At 54.8% G+C, this 14,315-nt stretch carries 14 protein-coding genes; 5 read left to right on the top strand and 9 right to left on the bottom strand.

Annotated features, from left to right (window positions below; genetic code table 11):
- Window positions 1-55: 55 nt before the first annotated feature.
- From WMW72_RS18320 to WMW72_RS18285, 8 genes are all read right to left on the bottom strand, one after another.
- Window positions 56-1,414 (bottom strand): ABC transporter substrate-binding protein, encoded by a 1,359-nt coding sequence (locus WMW72_RS18320; protein WP_341416971.1) that lies wholly within the window; start codon window positions 1,412-1,414, stop codon window positions 56-58.
- Window positions 1,415-1,471: 57 nt separating this feature from the next.
- Window positions 1,472-2,320 (bottom strand): carbohydrate ABC transporter permease, encoded by an 849-nt coding sequence (locus WMW72_RS18315; RefSeq protein ID WP_341416970.1) that lies wholly within the window; start codon window positions 2,318-2,320, stop codon window positions 1,472-1,474.
- Complete coding sequence (locus tag WMW72_RS18310; protein WP_341416969.1) at window positions 2,317-3,249, bottom strand: carbohydrate ABC transporter permease; 933 nt, start codon at window positions 3,247-3,249, stop codon at window positions 2,317-2,319. Before WMW72_RS18310 ends, WMW72_RS18315 begins: the two co-directional genes overlap by 4 nt.
- A gap of 237 nt (window positions 3,250-3,486) precedes the next feature.
- Complete coding sequence (locus WMW72_RS18305) at window positions 3,487-4,083, bottom strand: hypothetical protein (RefSeq protein WP_341416968.1); 597 nt, start codon at window positions 4,081-4,083, stop codon at window positions 3,487-3,489.
- Window positions 4,084-4,607: 524 nt separating this feature from the next.
- Window positions 4,608-4,988: a glyoxalase superfamily protein gene (locus tag WMW72_RS18300; RefSeq protein WP_341416967.1), complete on the bottom strand. Its 381-nt coding sequence runs from the start codon at window positions 4,986-4,988 to the stop codon at window positions 4,608-4,610.
- A 171-nt stretch (window positions 4,989-5,159) separates the two neighbouring features.
- Window positions 5,160-6,302 (bottom strand): ABC transporter permease, encoded by a 1,143-nt coding sequence (locus tag WMW72_RS18295; RefSeq protein WP_341416966.1) that lies wholly within the window; start codon window positions 6,300-6,302, stop codon window positions 5,160-5,162.
- On the bottom strand, window positions 6,295-7,464 hold the full coding sequence (locus tag WMW72_RS18290; RefSeq protein WP_341416965.1) for an ABC transporter permease: 1,170 nt from the start codon (window positions 7,462-7,464) through the stop codon (window positions 6,295-6,297). The genes WMW72_RS18295 and WMW72_RS18290 overlap by 8 nt, the downstream gene beginning before the upstream one ends.
- A 17-nt stretch (window positions 7,465-7,481) precedes the next feature.
- Window positions 7,482-8,417 carry an ABC transporter ATP-binding protein gene (locus tag WMW72_RS18285; RefSeq protein ID WP_341416964.1) on the bottom strand — a complete coding sequence of 312 codons (936 nt, stop codon included), beginning with the start codon at window positions 8,415-8,417 and terminating at the stop codon, window positions 7,482-7,484.
- Window positions 8,418-8,579: 162 nt separating this feature from the next.
- Between WMW72_RS18285 and WMW72_RS18280 the strand changes: the two genes are divergently transcribed.
- Together WMW72_RS18280 and WMW72_RS18275 are read left to right on the top strand one after the other, a co-directional pair.
- On the top strand, window positions 8,580-9,719 hold the full coding sequence (locus WMW72_RS18280) for a sensor histidine kinase (protein ID WP_341416963.1): 1,140 nt from the start codon (window positions 8,580-8,582) through the stop codon (window positions 9,717-9,719).
- A gap of 34 nt (window positions 9,720-9,753) precedes the next feature.
- Window positions 9,754-10,449, top strand: coding sequence for a response regulator transcription factor (locus WMW72_RS18275; protein WP_341416962.1), 696 nt, complete (start codon window positions 9,754-9,756; stop codon window positions 10,447-10,449).
- A gap of 59 nt (window positions 10,450-10,508) precedes the next feature.
- Here the strand turns inward: WMW72_RS18275 and WMW72_RS18270 are convergent, their stop codons facing one another.
- Window positions 10,509-11,369 carry a stalk domain-containing protein gene (locus WMW72_RS18270; RefSeq protein ID WP_341416960.1) on the bottom strand — a complete coding sequence of 287 codons (861 nt, stop codon included), beginning with the start codon at window positions 11,367-11,369 and terminating at the stop codon, window positions 10,509-10,511.
- 219 nt (window positions 11,370-11,588) lie between these two features.
- On the opposite strand from WMW72_RS18270, the gene WMW72_RS18265 reads away from it, so the two are divergent.
- From WMW72_RS18265 to WMW72_RS18255, 3 genes are read left to right on the top strand one after another with little or no spacing between them, the layout of a single operon-like run.
- Window positions 11,589-12,428 carry an ABC transporter ATP-binding protein gene (locus WMW72_RS18265; protein ID WP_341416959.1) on the top strand — a complete coding sequence of 280 codons (840 nt, stop codon included), beginning with the start codon at window positions 11,589-11,591 and terminating at the stop codon, window positions 12,426-12,428.
- Entirely contained in the window at window positions 12,361-13,128 is a 768-nt protein-coding gene (locus WMW72_RS18260; RefSeq protein WP_341416958.1) for an ABC transporter permease, read from the top strand. Before WMW72_RS18265 ends, WMW72_RS18260 begins: the two co-directional genes overlap by 68 nt.
- 37 nt (window positions 13,129-13,165) lie before the next feature.
- Complete coding sequence (locus WMW72_RS18255) at window positions 13,166-14,242, top strand: ABC transporter substrate-binding protein (protein ID WP_341416957.1); 1,077 nt, start codon at window positions 13,166-13,168, stop codon at window positions 14,240-14,242.
- Window positions 14,243-14,315: the final 73 nt, after the last annotated feature.

Genomic DNA, 14,315 nt, shown 5'->3' with positions numbered 1-14,315 from the left:
GCTGTCAAATACACAGGAGGAATGAAGAGCCGCATCCCTCCTGCCGGACTTTTCGTTACTTGTTCACCCGCTCCAGCAGCTTGGTCAGCTTATCTTGAATGACCGGGAGCGCCTCCTCCACCTTCTTGTCTCCATTCTCCACGCCGGCCAGCTCGTTAATGAACAGCTCATTGATCTGCGAGTAGTGCGAGATCAGGTGATTGTAGGATTCGGCACCGTGCTTGATGGCCCCCTCGTATACTTGCCGGATCTGCTTGGGCTCGATCCCTTCGAAGTTGGCGTAGTACTTCTCAGCCGCCTTTTGGTTGACCGGCGGATTGCCGCCGCTGAGCTCAATCGACTTCTCCTGGACTTCCGTCGTGATCAGATACTTGATCCATTCGTAAGCTTCCTTCGGATGCTTGGAATCCTTGAGCACGAACAGCGGGTCGACGTACAGCACGCTCCGTACCTTCTCATTCGGTCCCTGCGGAACGGCAGCGACGCCTACCTTGAAGCTGAATTCGCTGGAAGCGGCCAGACTCCACGAGCCGACAACGGACATGCCGATTTTGCCGGACAGGAACGGGTCGCCGAATTGCCCGGATACGGACTTGGAGAATGCCGGTGTCGGAGAGACCTTTTTATCCCAGATCAGCCCGTAAATTTTCTTGTAGGCCTCGATCACATCAGGTTTGGTCAAATTGACCGCCGACGGCTTGCCGCCGTTCTGCCAGGTGTCATCCGAGTAGATCTTGGCACCGAAGTATTGGGGCTTCTGGTCGCGCTCCCCCCAACCGAAGTCCAGGCCATACTGCACTTTATTCAAGTCCTTGGAATCCACCGTCATCTTGGCCGCGTAATCGACCATCTTGTCGTAGGTCCAGCTCTTATCGTTGTAGTCGGTAGGCGGATAAGCAAGTCCAGCCTTGTCGAATAAGTCCTTGTTATAAAGCAGCACCGTCACATAGCTGTTGACTGGGATGCCGTAGGTCTTGCCATTTACTTTATAAATATTCATGAGATCTTCAAGCATGTTATAATCGGATGCTTTGAATGAATCGGCTTCCATCAGCGGTGTCAGATCGGCCAGCATGCCCTTATTGTAGTACTCCATGAATCCGCCGTAGCCCCAGTGGGAGGTGACATCCGGCGCATTGTTCGCAGCGATCGACGACTGCAGCTTGGAATCGAACTGCTCGTAGGGTGCCTTGGTCACCTTGACCTTGATATTCGGATGCTGCTTCTCAAAGTCGGGAATCAGCTTCTCCACAAATGTACGGTCCGGCGAGTCGATCGTGTAATGCGTGATCGTCACCACCTCGCCCCCGTCTTTGCCGCCTGCAGGTTTATCCGTGGAACAAGCGGACAGCGCCGACACACTGGCGAGCGTCACTCCGAGTACCATAACCGCTGTTTGTTTCGTTCTCTTCATTCTTGCATCCTCCCCTTGAATCGCTTTTTAACGGGAATCTACATTCGCCTTAAAGCGTCACTTGATACCCGTCAGCACAATACCTTCGACAAATCGTTTCTGAGCTACCGTAAACAGAGCGACAATCGGCAGGACGGATAACAGCGAAGCCGCCATCAAGAGATTCCACGGCGCAATCCGTAACTTCGAGGACAGCAGCGCCGCCATGCCGATCGGCAATGTAAAATGCTCCTGGGAATCCAGATACAGAACCGGAGCGAGCAGATCATTCCAGGACCAGATGAAGGTGAAGATCGAAACGGTCGCGAGCACCGGCCCTGACAGCGGCAGCGTCAGATTCCAGAACAAACGAAACTCGCTGCAGCCGTCGATTCGACCTGCGTCGAACAGCTCATTGGGCAGCGAATAGAAAAACTGCCGGAGCAAAAAGATCATGTAAGCCGATCCGAAGAAAGAAGGCACAATAAGCGGGAGCAAGGAGTCATGAAGGCCCAATTGACGGAACAGCAGAAACTGAGGAATCATGATGGCCGGGTACGGCAGCATCATGGTGCCAAGCAGCAGCCCGAACAGCAGCGATTTCCATCTGGTGTAATACCGGGAGAAGCCGAAGGCTACCAGACTGGACGAAATAGCCGTACCGATGACCGAACAAACAGCGACGATCAGACTGTTGGCATATTGCTGGCCGAACTTCAGATCCGGATTCTCGAACAAGGTCCGAAAGTTGCCGAATGCGAACGTATTCGGAATCCACGTCGGCGGAAAAGCAAGCATCTCCTTGGTCGTCTTCAGGGAGGTGGACACCATGAACCATAGCGGAGAGATCATGATCACCGTAACAGCCAGAAGAATAAGAAATCCGATGATGCGTATAGGATCTAGCGTCAGCCTCGTCTGATTCATGTGTTCGAGCCCCCTTCGTAATGTACGAATCGGTTGGAGGTTCTCATAATGACGAAGGTGACGAGCATCACGGCGATGAGCAGCAGCCAGGACATGGCGGAAGCATAACCGTAACGGAAGTTCTTGAAGGCGTTGATATAGATGTTGTACACGTAGAACCAGGTGGAGTAATTAGGGCCGCCCTGGGTCATTGTATACGCTTGCGTAAATACCTGAAACGATTCGATCATCCCGATAATGAGCTGGAACAGGAAGACTGGCGAGATGATCGGAAAAGTAACGTTCCAAAACGACCTCCACCTGCCTGCGCCATCCAGTCTGGCGGCCTCCAGCAGACTGGAAGGAACGCCTTGAAGCCCGGCGAGAAAAATCAGCATGCCTGCGCCCATGCCCCAGAACGACATGATGATGAGCGCCCAGAGCGCATACTTCTCATCCAGCAGCCAATGAATTGGCTCCAGCCCAAGGAGAGACAGAGCGTAATTGAACAGCCCCGCCTGCGGATTAAACACCCAGAAAAACAACAACGACATCGAGACTCCGGAGATCATGCTGGGGAAATACATCGCGGTCCGGAAAAAGCCCTTAAACGGCACTTTCTGATTAAGCAGTAAAGCAAAGCACAAGGAAAGCAGCAGCGTGAGCGGTACACTGATCACCGTATACTGCAGCGTAACTCGAATGGAATTCCAAAATTGCTCATCCTGGAGCAATTCCGTGTAGTTGGCAAGACCCACAAACACGGGCGCATGAATAATATCGTAGTCCGTAAAGCTGTAGTACATGGAAGCTGTGATCGGAAACAAGGCGAATACGATAAAACCGACGATCCATGGAGATACGAATGCATAAAAATATCTGCTCTCGCGACGACTTCCTTTACTGGCGCCCAGTGGAACCTCCCCTTCCCTAGCCGTTATGACTTTCAACCAAAAGTTTAATCGCTTTAACTTTAGTCCGTAAGATCCCCCTTTTAAAATAAATAATTTTATCTCTTGGTATAAAGTGAAAATAAAAATACACTCAAAAGTTAAAGTGCTTTAACTTTTATAAGTTGATTATAAACGATGACCCCAGATATTAACAAGTAGAACTTTACAAAAATATAAAAGAGAGACTGCATTCTGTATGCAAGGTCTCTCTTCAGTTGATACTACTCGTCATCGTCACATCTCCAGTAAGAGCATTTCTTGTCTCAATTCGACGAGCTTCAGCTTGCTGGTCTGGATCGCCTTCTGATCTGCAGCGGCCATAGCCTCATGCAGGGTTGCCAGCTCATAATCGAGCTCCATGCGCAATACGGGAATGCGTTCATCTGTCCGCTTGGAGCGGAACGCCTGCATCATCTCTTCCAACGTCACGACCGGTTCTTTTTGAAATAGCACCTTATGTTCCACCCCCGAAATTTCTACCATCCGGATGATTTCACCAAACATGATATTTTCAATGAGAATCTGACGGTCCTTGAACCGTTTCACAACCGCATGACCCCGCGTATCGCCGATCATTTTCTCCATCAGCTCTGCCAGCTTTTCATCCTTGAAGGAATAGTTGCCGACAATTTTATAGCGCTCGCCTATCCGTTGGAATTTCAGCTTCACAAGCTTGCGGCCTGTGCGGATCGACACGATAAACTGCTGGTCGCTTTCGTTCCAATAGAGCGAGTAGCCTTCCTGGATTAAAGTTTTGATGAAGTTACGGATTAGCCGACGGTCAAATCGTAACTCAAGGTTGCAATATTCTACTTCATGACTTTTACTCACGGCAATCCCTCCCTCAAGGTATAACAGTATCAACAGGGTGCATCGCGTGCTGCAATCCTTGCTGCGTATGGCCCGCCTGCCGCTGCCCCATGGCAGCAAGCAGGAGGAGCCTTGGAATGAGAAACAATAAGCGTCTGAAAGAATTTTCTGACTATTCAGTTTCTTAATTATATCTTATTATGAATCATATGTTTTAGCAACTTGGATTATTGACTTTTTTTCCGGATTCCACACCTATTTTTTTTGTATGCCTGACTGAATGACAGCGTTCTCAATTTCTCCAGACATGCATACGCCACCTCGCCCTAAACAGGTAAAACCCGCGCCTGGCAAGGCTTTGCGTACGGGTTGAGCAAGCGCGGCCCATGAACTTACAATTGGGCGGCATGCGGGAGAAAGCCTGGAGGGAACTCCGCCAGGCCCATCCATATGATCTATGTATTCGTCGTTCTGAGAGCTTCGGATCAGGCCCATTCACCGCACGGACAAGCCTCATTTGGTTCCACAGAGCCGGACATCCGCCCTCACTTCAGCGCCTCGTAGAAGACGAGACGGTTGCCGAACGGATCGGTTACCCTCAGCTCCAGCGTACCCCAAGGTGTCTCCTCCAAACCTGGCCGCGCGAACGGATAGTTCCGGGCCGACAGCTCCGCATGCAGCAGCCTGACATCTGCTGCCTCCAGCCGAAGCGCCGCGCCCGGGCTGCAATCCCCGTAATGCTCCGACAGATGCAGCACACAAGCTCCCGCCGACACCTGCATGTAAAGCGGCAGCTCCGGCTCGAACCGGTGCTCCCAGTCGACCTTGAAGCCTAGGTATCCGCCGTAAAACTCCTTGGCCTTCGCTTCGTCAAACATTCGCAAAATCGGCGTAATCGTTGTGAATCGCCTATCTTCCGGCTCCATGCCCACGCCTTCCTCCCCTCTCTGACGGCAGCTGCAGACTAGCGTGCCAAGACCATGGCCTCGTCAGCATTCTGCTACCGCCCTTTGCATGTTGTGACAGCCCTGTCCTGCCACCAGTCTGACTTCCTAATGTCTGTTTTAGACTTCATTTCTAGTAAGCATTCGCCGCTTTCATGCCGATTCCTGCGAAGCCGGCCTCAAGATTGCTGCGCCGAAGCCGAGCAGAACAATGGCAAACAGCAGCAGCACACCGAAATGCAGCGTCAAATCGGCCAAATGCTGCCCGGTCGCCAAACGCTTCACGGCGTCGATTGCCCAGCTTTGCGGGACAAAGCTTGACAGCCTCTGCATATACTCAGGCATGACCGATACCGGCCAGAAGCAGCCGCCAAGCATGCACATCGGGGTGGAAACGATCGAGTTGAGGGCGGCAATGTTCTCCCGGCTGCGAACCAGCCCGGCTACGGCGCTGGCAATCCCCATAACGGCGAGCAGAAAGCATTCCATGACGAGGAAATGGGGACCGAACGGCAAGCCATAGTCGAAGCCCAGCACATAGCGCGTGAAGGACAACATGATCAAGATCTGTAGGGTGCCGACCAGGAAGCTGCCCATCATGTTGCCCAAGGCGATCTCGAAGGCTCGGACCGGGGCCGCATACATCCGCGTCATCGTATGCTGCCTGCGGTCTTCGACGATCACGGATACCGAATGTCCGATAATTGCCATGATAAATAAAATCATAATGCCCGTGGAGAGCCTCAGTGCCGGATTCTCGTACCAGCCATAATCCGTCATCGTCCAACCGATTCTATGCTGCTCTGCCTCCTGAAGCATCAGCTCGAGGGCCCCCTCTCCAGCCCCGGAAGCCTTCAGCGCATCCACGCCAGCCTTGATCCGTTCTGCGCCCTGCTGCAAGGCAATACGCAGCGTGAAGGAAGCTTCGCTAAGCGCCACATCGTAATGCTCGAGCTGGCTCGGCTCACCGGTCCGAAGGCTCGCCGTAAAATCCGCAGGAATCAGGAAGGCTGCCGACGCCTTGCGTTCCAGGACCGACCGCTTCATAGCTTCAGGACCCTGCGACTCTATCAGCTTATACCTCGGATTCCTCGACAGCTCGCGGACGATATGAGCCCCGGCTGCACCCGAATCTGCATTGTAATAAGAAATCGGGACCGGCCGATCCCCTCCCGCTCCGATCAGCCCGATAATAAGCGAAACAGCCAGAGCCGGAATCAGAATGTACAGCAATATGCCCCGCCAATGACCGATGGTCCTCTTCGTCAGGTTGGCTGCAATGATCAAGCTATTCACGGTATCCCACCTTCCAGTACGTGATTCCCGAAGCGATCACAAGTCCGGCCGCGATTGCCGCGAGTACTCCTAGCTGCTGGACGGCTGCCGCATGTTCATAGATCATCAGATGCAGCAGGCTTTGCATCGCCCACTGGTTGACGGTAAACCGGCCCAGCAGCTCGACGACCTGTGGCATATCGGCCGTGAAGCCTCCGCTCAAGAAGGTCATGATGATGATGACGAATTGGAAGGTGCCCGTGACCGCCTTAATCGATTTGGCAAAAGCCGTGACGATCATCGCGATACTCATGGAAGCTGCCGCCACAGCCAGACAGTTCGCGGCGAGCAGCTGCAGGCTGTCCCCCCAGTCCACTCCATATACATACTGCGTAAATACGATGATCAGTGCCGCCTGGAGCAGCGTCAGCAGCGTATGGCCGAGCATCTTGCCGCCGGCTATCTGGTTCATACTGACTGGCAGCGCCGAGAGCCGGGCAAGCGTGTGGCTCTCCCGCTCTCCTACCAGCGTGATCGCTAGCATCATGCCGGAATAGAGCATGAACATAATGAGCATAGAAGAGGCGTAATATTGCATGGCCGTATAACGATGCCCCTGCTCACCGAGTCTGCCCAGCTTGATCAAGGCCGCCCTGTCTCTTCCGCCTTCCGCCTCAACGGCAGGCTGGGCACCTTGACGGACGGCCGCGATTGCCGTCGCCTGTGTATAATTGATCCTGTCGAGATAACCGGACAGCACCGTCTGGGCGATCAGATTTTGCTGCCGGTTTTTGCCGGCAATCAGCTCCCAATTGGCCGCTCCGCCCTCCTGGAGAGCGGCCCCGAAGCCTGCCGGAATAACCACGGCAAATTCCGAGCTGCCCGTGCGCAGGCGTTCGACCGCCTCCTCGCGCGTGCTCCCTTGACTTGCCTCCAGCACTCCCTCGAGCTCGGGAGAATGGAGGTATCCCAGCATCCGCTCGTTCCAGATGCCTTGATCCAGATTGACGACCGTGATCTTCACCGGCTTCAGCTTCATATCCACGGTACCGAACGATTCGGACAGTGCCGAGCCGAGAATGACGATCAGCAGCAGCGGAAATACCATCATCACGAATATCACTACCCGCACCCGGCTGATCATCTTGATGTGAGTCCACGCGATCAGAGCTATGTTTGCCATGCTACTATTCACCTCCCCTAATCCCGCAGCGTCCGTCCGGTCAGGGACAGAAACAACGTTTCCAAATCCGGCTCCACGCGGGTTAGGGACTGAATGGTAACATCATGCTTGGACAGGATGAACAGCACGTCCTGCAACGGTGCATGATTCGCAGGCACACACACTTCCAGCCTGCCGTCGGTCTCGGTAAGCCGCTTGATCCGCGGGTGCGATTGCAGCTCCTGGACAGCCGCAGCCGACATATGTGCCGTCTGAAGGATGAGCCTTTCCTCGTCGGATACTTGCGCACGCAAATCTTCCTGCGTCCCCTCAGCAATCAGATGCCCCTTGTCGAGAATGCCGATTCGGGTGCTGAGCGCCGAGACCTCCTCCATGTAATGACTGGTGTAAATAATCGTGGAGCCCATCCGGTTGAGTTGCCGGACCGACTCCAGGATGTGATTCCGGGATTGCGGATCAATGCCGACAGTGGGCTCATCCATAATAATCAGCTTGGGCCGGTGGGCAATCGCACACGCAATATTCAGCCTCCGCTTCATCCCGCCTGAGTACTCCCCGGGCCGCTCATGCTGGCGGTCGCTCAGTCCGACGAACTCCAGCGCTTCATCCACGCGCTCCTGCAGCAGATTGCCCCGCAAGCCGTACAATCTGGCGAAGAAATTCACATTCTCCCGCGCCGTCAGCCGCTCGTAGATTGCCAGATCCTGTGGCACCAGCCCGATCCGTCTCTTGACATCGAGAGGCCGCTGGCGTACGGAGAAACCGTCAACCCGGATCTCCCCCTGATCGATGTCCAGCAATCCGCACAGCATCTTGATCGTCGTGCTCTTCCCCGCGCCGTTCGGACCGAGCAGCCCATATATCTCCCCTTGCCGGATCGTCAGAGTCAGATGATCGACTGAGATCATACCTCCGTAACGTTTGACCACTTGTTCGATCTGCACCAAGCTCATCCTGCACGCTCCTTTGGATCTTGTCGTTCTATAGCTTCATCCATTGTACAACAGCGTGCCGATCCTCACAGTTAGCCTTGGTCATGAGTTGCGGGTGACCAAAGTCACCTTCGTGAAAGGAAATCTGTATGATATAATCGGCCAAGGAGGCGGTAGGATACTATGCTTGTATGGCTGCGGTACTTATTGCTTATTTTGCCGGCTTTGGGCACGGCCTATTTCATCCCGCTGCCTGAGCTTGGCTGGCTTACCTTTTGCGTACTGCTTCTGCTCGTCTGGGCGCAGGCTCGCCGGTCCTGGCTGCCGGAGCACATGCGGGGAATGGCCAGCCTGATCGAAACATTAGCCATTGTCTGGCTGGGGAGAACTTACGGAGGGCTTCTCTTTCTCTGTCATCTGTCGGGTATGGTTGCATCCAGTCGCGACGGGCACGAGCCCCTGCGTCTTCCGCAGCTCGCCTTTCATCTCGTTGCTCTGAATGCAACTCTATACGGTCATACGGACCTGCAGCTCACCCTTGTCGCCAACCTGTGCGCGCTGACGATCGGCGGGCTGCTGCTGAGGCTGTCTGACGCAGGGCGGCAGACACGCGATCTGGAGCAGGTGTACGACCAATTGCGGCATAAAGCCTATGAGCTGGACGCGGCAAGAAACCGGCTGCTCGAATACGCCGGCAGGGTCGAGCAGCTCGCCCAGGCCGAGGAGCGGACCCGGATCGCCCGGGATATTCACGACGATCTGGGACATAAGCTGATCCGTTCCAAGATGATGCTGGAAGCCGCGATCCGTCTCATGCCCGACCGGCAAGCCGAGGCACTGAAGCTGACCGGACAGGTGCGCGATCACCTGACGGAAAGCATGGATACGCTGCGGCATACGGTGAGGAGGCTGAAGCCGGCAGACGAAGAGCTGCACAGCTTTTCCATTCGCCGGCTGATCGACAGTCTGGCCGCAGACCGCGGGCTGGCTGTCTCTCATCACATCTCCGGCCTGCCGCGCCCGATCTATCCGAGTCTGGAAATCATTCTGTACCGCAATGCGCAGGAGGCTGTCACCAATGCGATCCGGCACGGAGGCGCTACGGAAATCGACCTGCATCTGCATTACGACAACGAACGGGTCGTGATGACCGTTTCCAATAACGGCAAGCTGCCCGATCTGGCTAACCTGCGTAAGGGACTTGGGCTTAGCGGCATGGAGGAACGGGTACGGCTGGTCGGAGGGGAACTGACCTTCGGAGGCGAGCATCCGTTTCGGATCATAACCATACTGCCCCTGTCCCAGGAAGGAAGCCTGCATTAGACCTTAACCGTACAGGATAAAGGAGAGGCTGACCATGATTCATGTCATTATTGTCGATGATGACCCGTTTATACGCGAGAGCCTGAAAATGATTCTGGAGCTGGACCCCGAGCTGTCCGTAGCGGGAACCTTCGGCGATGGAGAGGCTGCCCACGCTTACGTAGCTGCAGGAGGTGAGGCCGATGTCGTGCTGATGGATATCCGCATGCCCGGCTGCTCAGGGGTGGAGGGTACGCGCCTGATTAAGCAGACGGCTCCTGATACGCGCGTACTGATCCTGACGACCTTCGACGATGACGACTATATCGTGGAAGCACTGCGTAACGGAGCGAGCGGCTATCTATTGAAAAACATCCCTCCGGACCGCATCGTGCAGGGCATCAAGACGGTCCATCAAGGCAACTGGCTGATCCATCCGGATATCGCCCGCAAGCTGACGGACTGGATTCAACCCGGAGCCCGCGCCGGTCAGCCGCGCATCCCTCAGACTCAGGCCGAAGCCTCCGTAGATTCGCCGGGCTCCCGGCTGGAGCCGTACGGACTAACGGCCACCGAGCTGCAGATCGTGGAACGGATTGCCGAAGGGCTCTCCAACAAAGAAATCGCCCAGGATCTGTTCCTGAGCGAGGGCACGGTCAAAAATTATGTGACTGAAGTTTTAAGCAAGCTCGGCGTGCGGGACCGGACCCAGATCGCGATTATGTACTGGCGGGGGAAAGATCCGCGTTGATCCCTCCCCCGCAGATTAGGCGTACTGTACCGGCGAGTCTGGATCTTTTCGATTGGCGGTTACTTGCTCTCCGGATGCTCCCGCTTCTGCGCCTCAAGCTCCAGATCGGTCGTATTCTGATTATTGACGACATAGGAATCGGATTTGAAGATATCCTGCGAAATGACCAAGCGAGCGATTTTATAACGGCTGGAGGAATTCACATACACATTTAGCATGCGGACAGTTTCCAGATACAGTAGGTCGTATGCATTTTCCTTGTCAGGTACTTTTTGCACTATAATCGGCTTTGAACTGTACTCCACATCCCCGTAGGTCAATCTCTCCATACCCTTGATATGACTGCGCAATATATCGATTTTCTTCGGATGCAGTTCATCCGCGATGACATAAGCTTCATAGCCTGCAGCATACGTTTGTGTCGGAGTCTGCTTCCAGCGCTTGGCCAGTTCGTTCTCATGAACGAACACCTCGTTAGTCAGACGCTCCTTGGCCTTGGCCAACCCCTTGGTATCCACCCCCATACGCTTCACATCGGATTCCCGGTAGTAGCGGCCATAGCTCCCTGACTTAATGTTGGAGGTTACCAGTACGGGATATTCCGCCCCTAGGTAACTGACCATGGCCGAATAAGGATTGTTGAGTTCAATCGTCTCGTAGGTTGGATTCGGATCCTCCTGGCGCTGCTCCGTATTGACCCGCGTGTTGATATAAATCTGCTTCGTCTCACTCTTCCAATACACGCTCGCGCCGAGGCGCTGGGAGATCTCCTTCAGAGGCAGGTAGCTCGTATCGTTATAGACGAGTACCGGACTATCCATCCTGACATTCTCCCCGTCAATCACGACTTGAAAATCCGGGCGCAGGTAAGCCTCCACCCGCTCAAGCACATCCTGTGCGTAAACCCCGGCGGTGAACACCCCTCCGAGCACCCCTGCAGCAAGCAGTACGCGTTGATAACGTTTAATGCGGACTCATCCCTTTCTACGGTAAAATATGCCTATTTGTAAATATTCGACAAAATCGGCGGTTTTCCTTCTAAAAAATGAAGTTGACAACTTTTCTAATTCCTATAGAATTAGTTTGAAAATGCTTACGGGATTTTGGCATCCAGAATGACGTTACAAGGAGTGATTGCTTTGATCGAAATCAGCAACGTCAGCAAGACGTTCCAGCAACGGGGCTCGGCCCCTTATACCGCGATACATGACGTGTCACTTACGATCGGCAAGGGAGAGTTCGTTTCGCTGCTCGGTCCTTCCGGCTGCGGCAAGTCCACGCTGTTGAACCTGGTAGCAGGGCTCGAGAACGCGGAGCAAGGCATTATTACCGTGAACGGAAAGCCTTGCGGCGGACCCGGTCCGGACCGGGTCGTCGTGTTCCAGGAGCATGCGCTGTTTCCTTGGCTGACCGTGCTGGAGAACGTCGCCTTCGGCCTCAAGCAGAAAGGAATCGGCAAGGCGGAGCGCGAGGAGATCGCCAAGGAGCATATCAAGGCTGTTCACCTCAGCAAATTCACGGACCGTTACCCGCATGAGCTGTCCGGCGGCATGAAGCAGCGGGCGGCTATCGCCCGGGCGCTGGCCATGGATTCGGAGATCTTGCTCATGGATGAGCCCTTCGCTGCGCTGGACGAGCAAACCCGCCTTATCCTGCATAAGGACCTAGAGGAAATCTGGCTGAAAACCCGCAAGACTATTCTTTTTATTACTCATAATATTAGAGAAGCGGTCATCCTGTCCGACCGCGTGCTGGTGATGTCCACCCGTCCCGGCAGCATCAAGAAGGAATTTGCCGTTCAGGCTGCGCGTCCCCGCAATCAGGCCGATCCGGTTCTGCATCATGTGGAAGCCCTTATCATGGAAGCGCTGGCAGACGAGCTAGAGAAAGTAGTAAGGGAGGAAACCGGCGATGAGTACAGCCTTAAGAAGAACGATCTTTCTGATCCTGCTTCTAGCGGCCTGGGAGGCGGGATTTAGAATTTTTGATTGGGGCTGGAAGTTCCCTTCCGCTCTGCAAACGTTTCAAGCGTTCTATGACGGCTTCGTCCACGGCCAGCTGCTGGAGGCGACGCTGCAAAGCATCAAGCGGCTGCTGCTGTCGTTCGTGATCTCCATCGCCGTAGGGACCGTGCTCGGCTTCCTGTTCGCTCGTTACCGTCTCATCGACGATACGATAGGGTTTCTGGTTGTAGCGCTGCAAACGATTCCGAGTATCGCCTGGCTGCCTTTCGCCATTATCTGGTTCGGGATGAATGACTTCTCGGTTATCTTCATCACGACACTGGGCGCGACCTGGACGATGGCGATGTCGAGCCGTACCGGGATCAAGAACATTCCGGCCATCTATACGAAGGCGGCCCTGACGCTGGGCACCGGCAACGGCTTCCGGATGTTCTACCAGATCATGGTTCCGGCAGCATTCCCGCACATGATGACGGGCGTCCGCGTAGCCTGGGCATTCGCCTGGCGTGCGCTGGTGGCCGGTGAGCTGATCGCCAAGGGGGTCGGACTCGGACAACTGCTGCAGGATGGACGAAATTTGGCCGATACGGCGCTCATGCTTTGTATCGTGATCATTATCGCGGTACTGGGCACCATCTCCGACCACTTCTGCTTCAAGCGTCTGGAAGACAAGCTTCTTGTACGCTACGGACTGGCAGGCCCGACTAAATCTTAGCCCGATTCATCGGCAATCAAAAAGGAGTAGAGAAAAAATGAAGAAAAAATGGTCATCTATTCTGGCTGTCGTCCTGGGAGCCTCCCTGGCCCTGACGGCATGCGGAAGCAAATCCGAACCGGCAACCCCTCAAGGCGGAGCCGCAACCGGCGGAGAGAAAGCTCCGGCCGCAGCCGCCCCATCCACGGTACGCATCGGTATCTTCAAGAATGTCACACACGCACCGGGCTACATCGCCCTGGAGCAAGGCTTGTTCAAGAAATACTGGGGTGACAATGTAAAGATTGAAGTGCAAGCGTTCGACAACGGCTCCGACTTCTCCACAGCGATCGCGACCGATCAGATCGATCTCGGCTATGTCGGTCCCGGCCCTTCCAGCTCCCAGTTCCTGAAGAGCAAAAACTTCCGGGTCATCTCCGGCGCCAACAACGGCGGCGCGGTTCTCGTGGCAGGCAAAGACTCCGGCATCAACTCGCCGAAGGACCTCGTGGGCAAAACCGTTGCGATCCCGACCAAGGGCAGCACCAATGAAATCTCGCTGCGCCTGCTGCTCAAGGAGAACGGCCTGAACGTGACGACAGATAAAACCGGTGTGCAAATCATCGCCCGCGCTCCAGCCGATACGCTGATCGCCATGCGCCAGAAGGAAATCGACGCCACGCTCATCCCTGAGCCGTGGGGCACTCAGATGGAGCAGGAAGGCATCGGCAAGGTGATCGTGCCTTGGGATCAAGTGCCTCCGAACAAAGGCAACTACCCACTTACGATTCTCGTAGCCAGCGACAAGTTCCTCAAGGAGCATCGCGATGCAGCGAAGCAAGCGGTCAAGGCTAACGCCGATGCGGTCGAATTCATCAAGGCCAACCCGGATAAGTCGTACGAGCTGATCAACAACCGCCTCAAAGAGCTCAGCGGCAAGGGGATGGATCTCGGGCTCATCAAGGCGGCCATCAGCCACTTGAACCTGACGACCGACGTCAGCAAGGAAGCCATCGAAGAGATGACCAAGGTTTCCATCGACGCCGGCTATATCAAGGACGTGAAGAAAGAAGAGCTTGATTTGAGCAAATTCCTCGACTTGTCACTTCTAAGCGAAGTGAAGGCCGGGAAATAATAGCATTGAGCAAGCCCGGAGCCTACTGCGCTCCGGGCTTTTTGCCGGCTTGATCCGGTTGGAGACACGCCAA

The sequence above is a fragment of the Paenibacillus filicis genome (genome assembly GCF_038070315.1).
In the GTDB taxonomy this organism is placed as follows: Bacteria; Bacillota; Bacilli; order Paenibacillales; family NBRC-103111; genus Paenibacillus_G; species Paenibacillus_G filicis.
Note: the sequence above shows the minus strand (reverse complement) of the source record. Positions and strands in the feature narration are given on the sequence as shown.

What these genes read in the sequence shown, in the direction of transcription:
- WMW72_RS18320 (WP_341416971.1), bottom strand. Translation starts at nt 1,414, where the DNA reads ATGAAGAGAACGAAACAAACAGCGGTTATGGTACTCGGAGTGACGCTC.
- WMW72_RS18315 (WP_341416970.1), bottom strand. Translation starts at nt 2,320, where the DNA reads ATGAATCAGACGAGGCTGACGCTAGATCCTATACGCATCATCGGATTT.
- WMW72_RS18300 (WP_341416967.1), bottom strand. Translation starts at nt 4,988, where the DNA reads ATGGAGCCGGAAGATAGGCGATTCACAACGATTACGCCGATTTTGCGA.
- WMW72_RS18290 (WP_341416965.1), bottom strand. Translation starts at nt 7,464, where the DNA reads ATGGCAAACATAGCTCTGATCGCGTGGACTCACATCAAGATGATCAGC.
- WMW72_RS18285 (WP_341416964.1), bottom strand. Translation starts at nt 8,417, where the DNA reads ATGAGCTTGGTGCAGATCGAACAAGTGGTCAAACGTTACGGAGGTATG.
- WMW72_RS18280 (WP_341416963.1), top strand. Translation starts at nt 8,580, where the DNA reads ATGCTTGTATGGCTGCGGTACTTATTGCTTATTTTGCCGGCTTTGGGC.
- WMW72_RS18275 (WP_341416962.1), top strand. Translation starts at nt 9,754, where the DNA reads ATGATTCATGTCATTATTGTCGATGATGACCCGTTTATACGCGAGAGC.
- WMW72_RS18260 (WP_341416958.1), top strand. Translation starts at nt 12,361, where the DNA reads ATGAGTACAGCCTTAAGAAGAACGATCTTTCTGATCCTGCTTCTAGCG.
- WMW72_RS18255 (WP_341416957.1), top strand. Translation starts at nt 13,166, where the DNA reads ATGAAGAAAAAATGGTCATCTATTCTGGCTGTCGTCCTGGGAGCCTCC.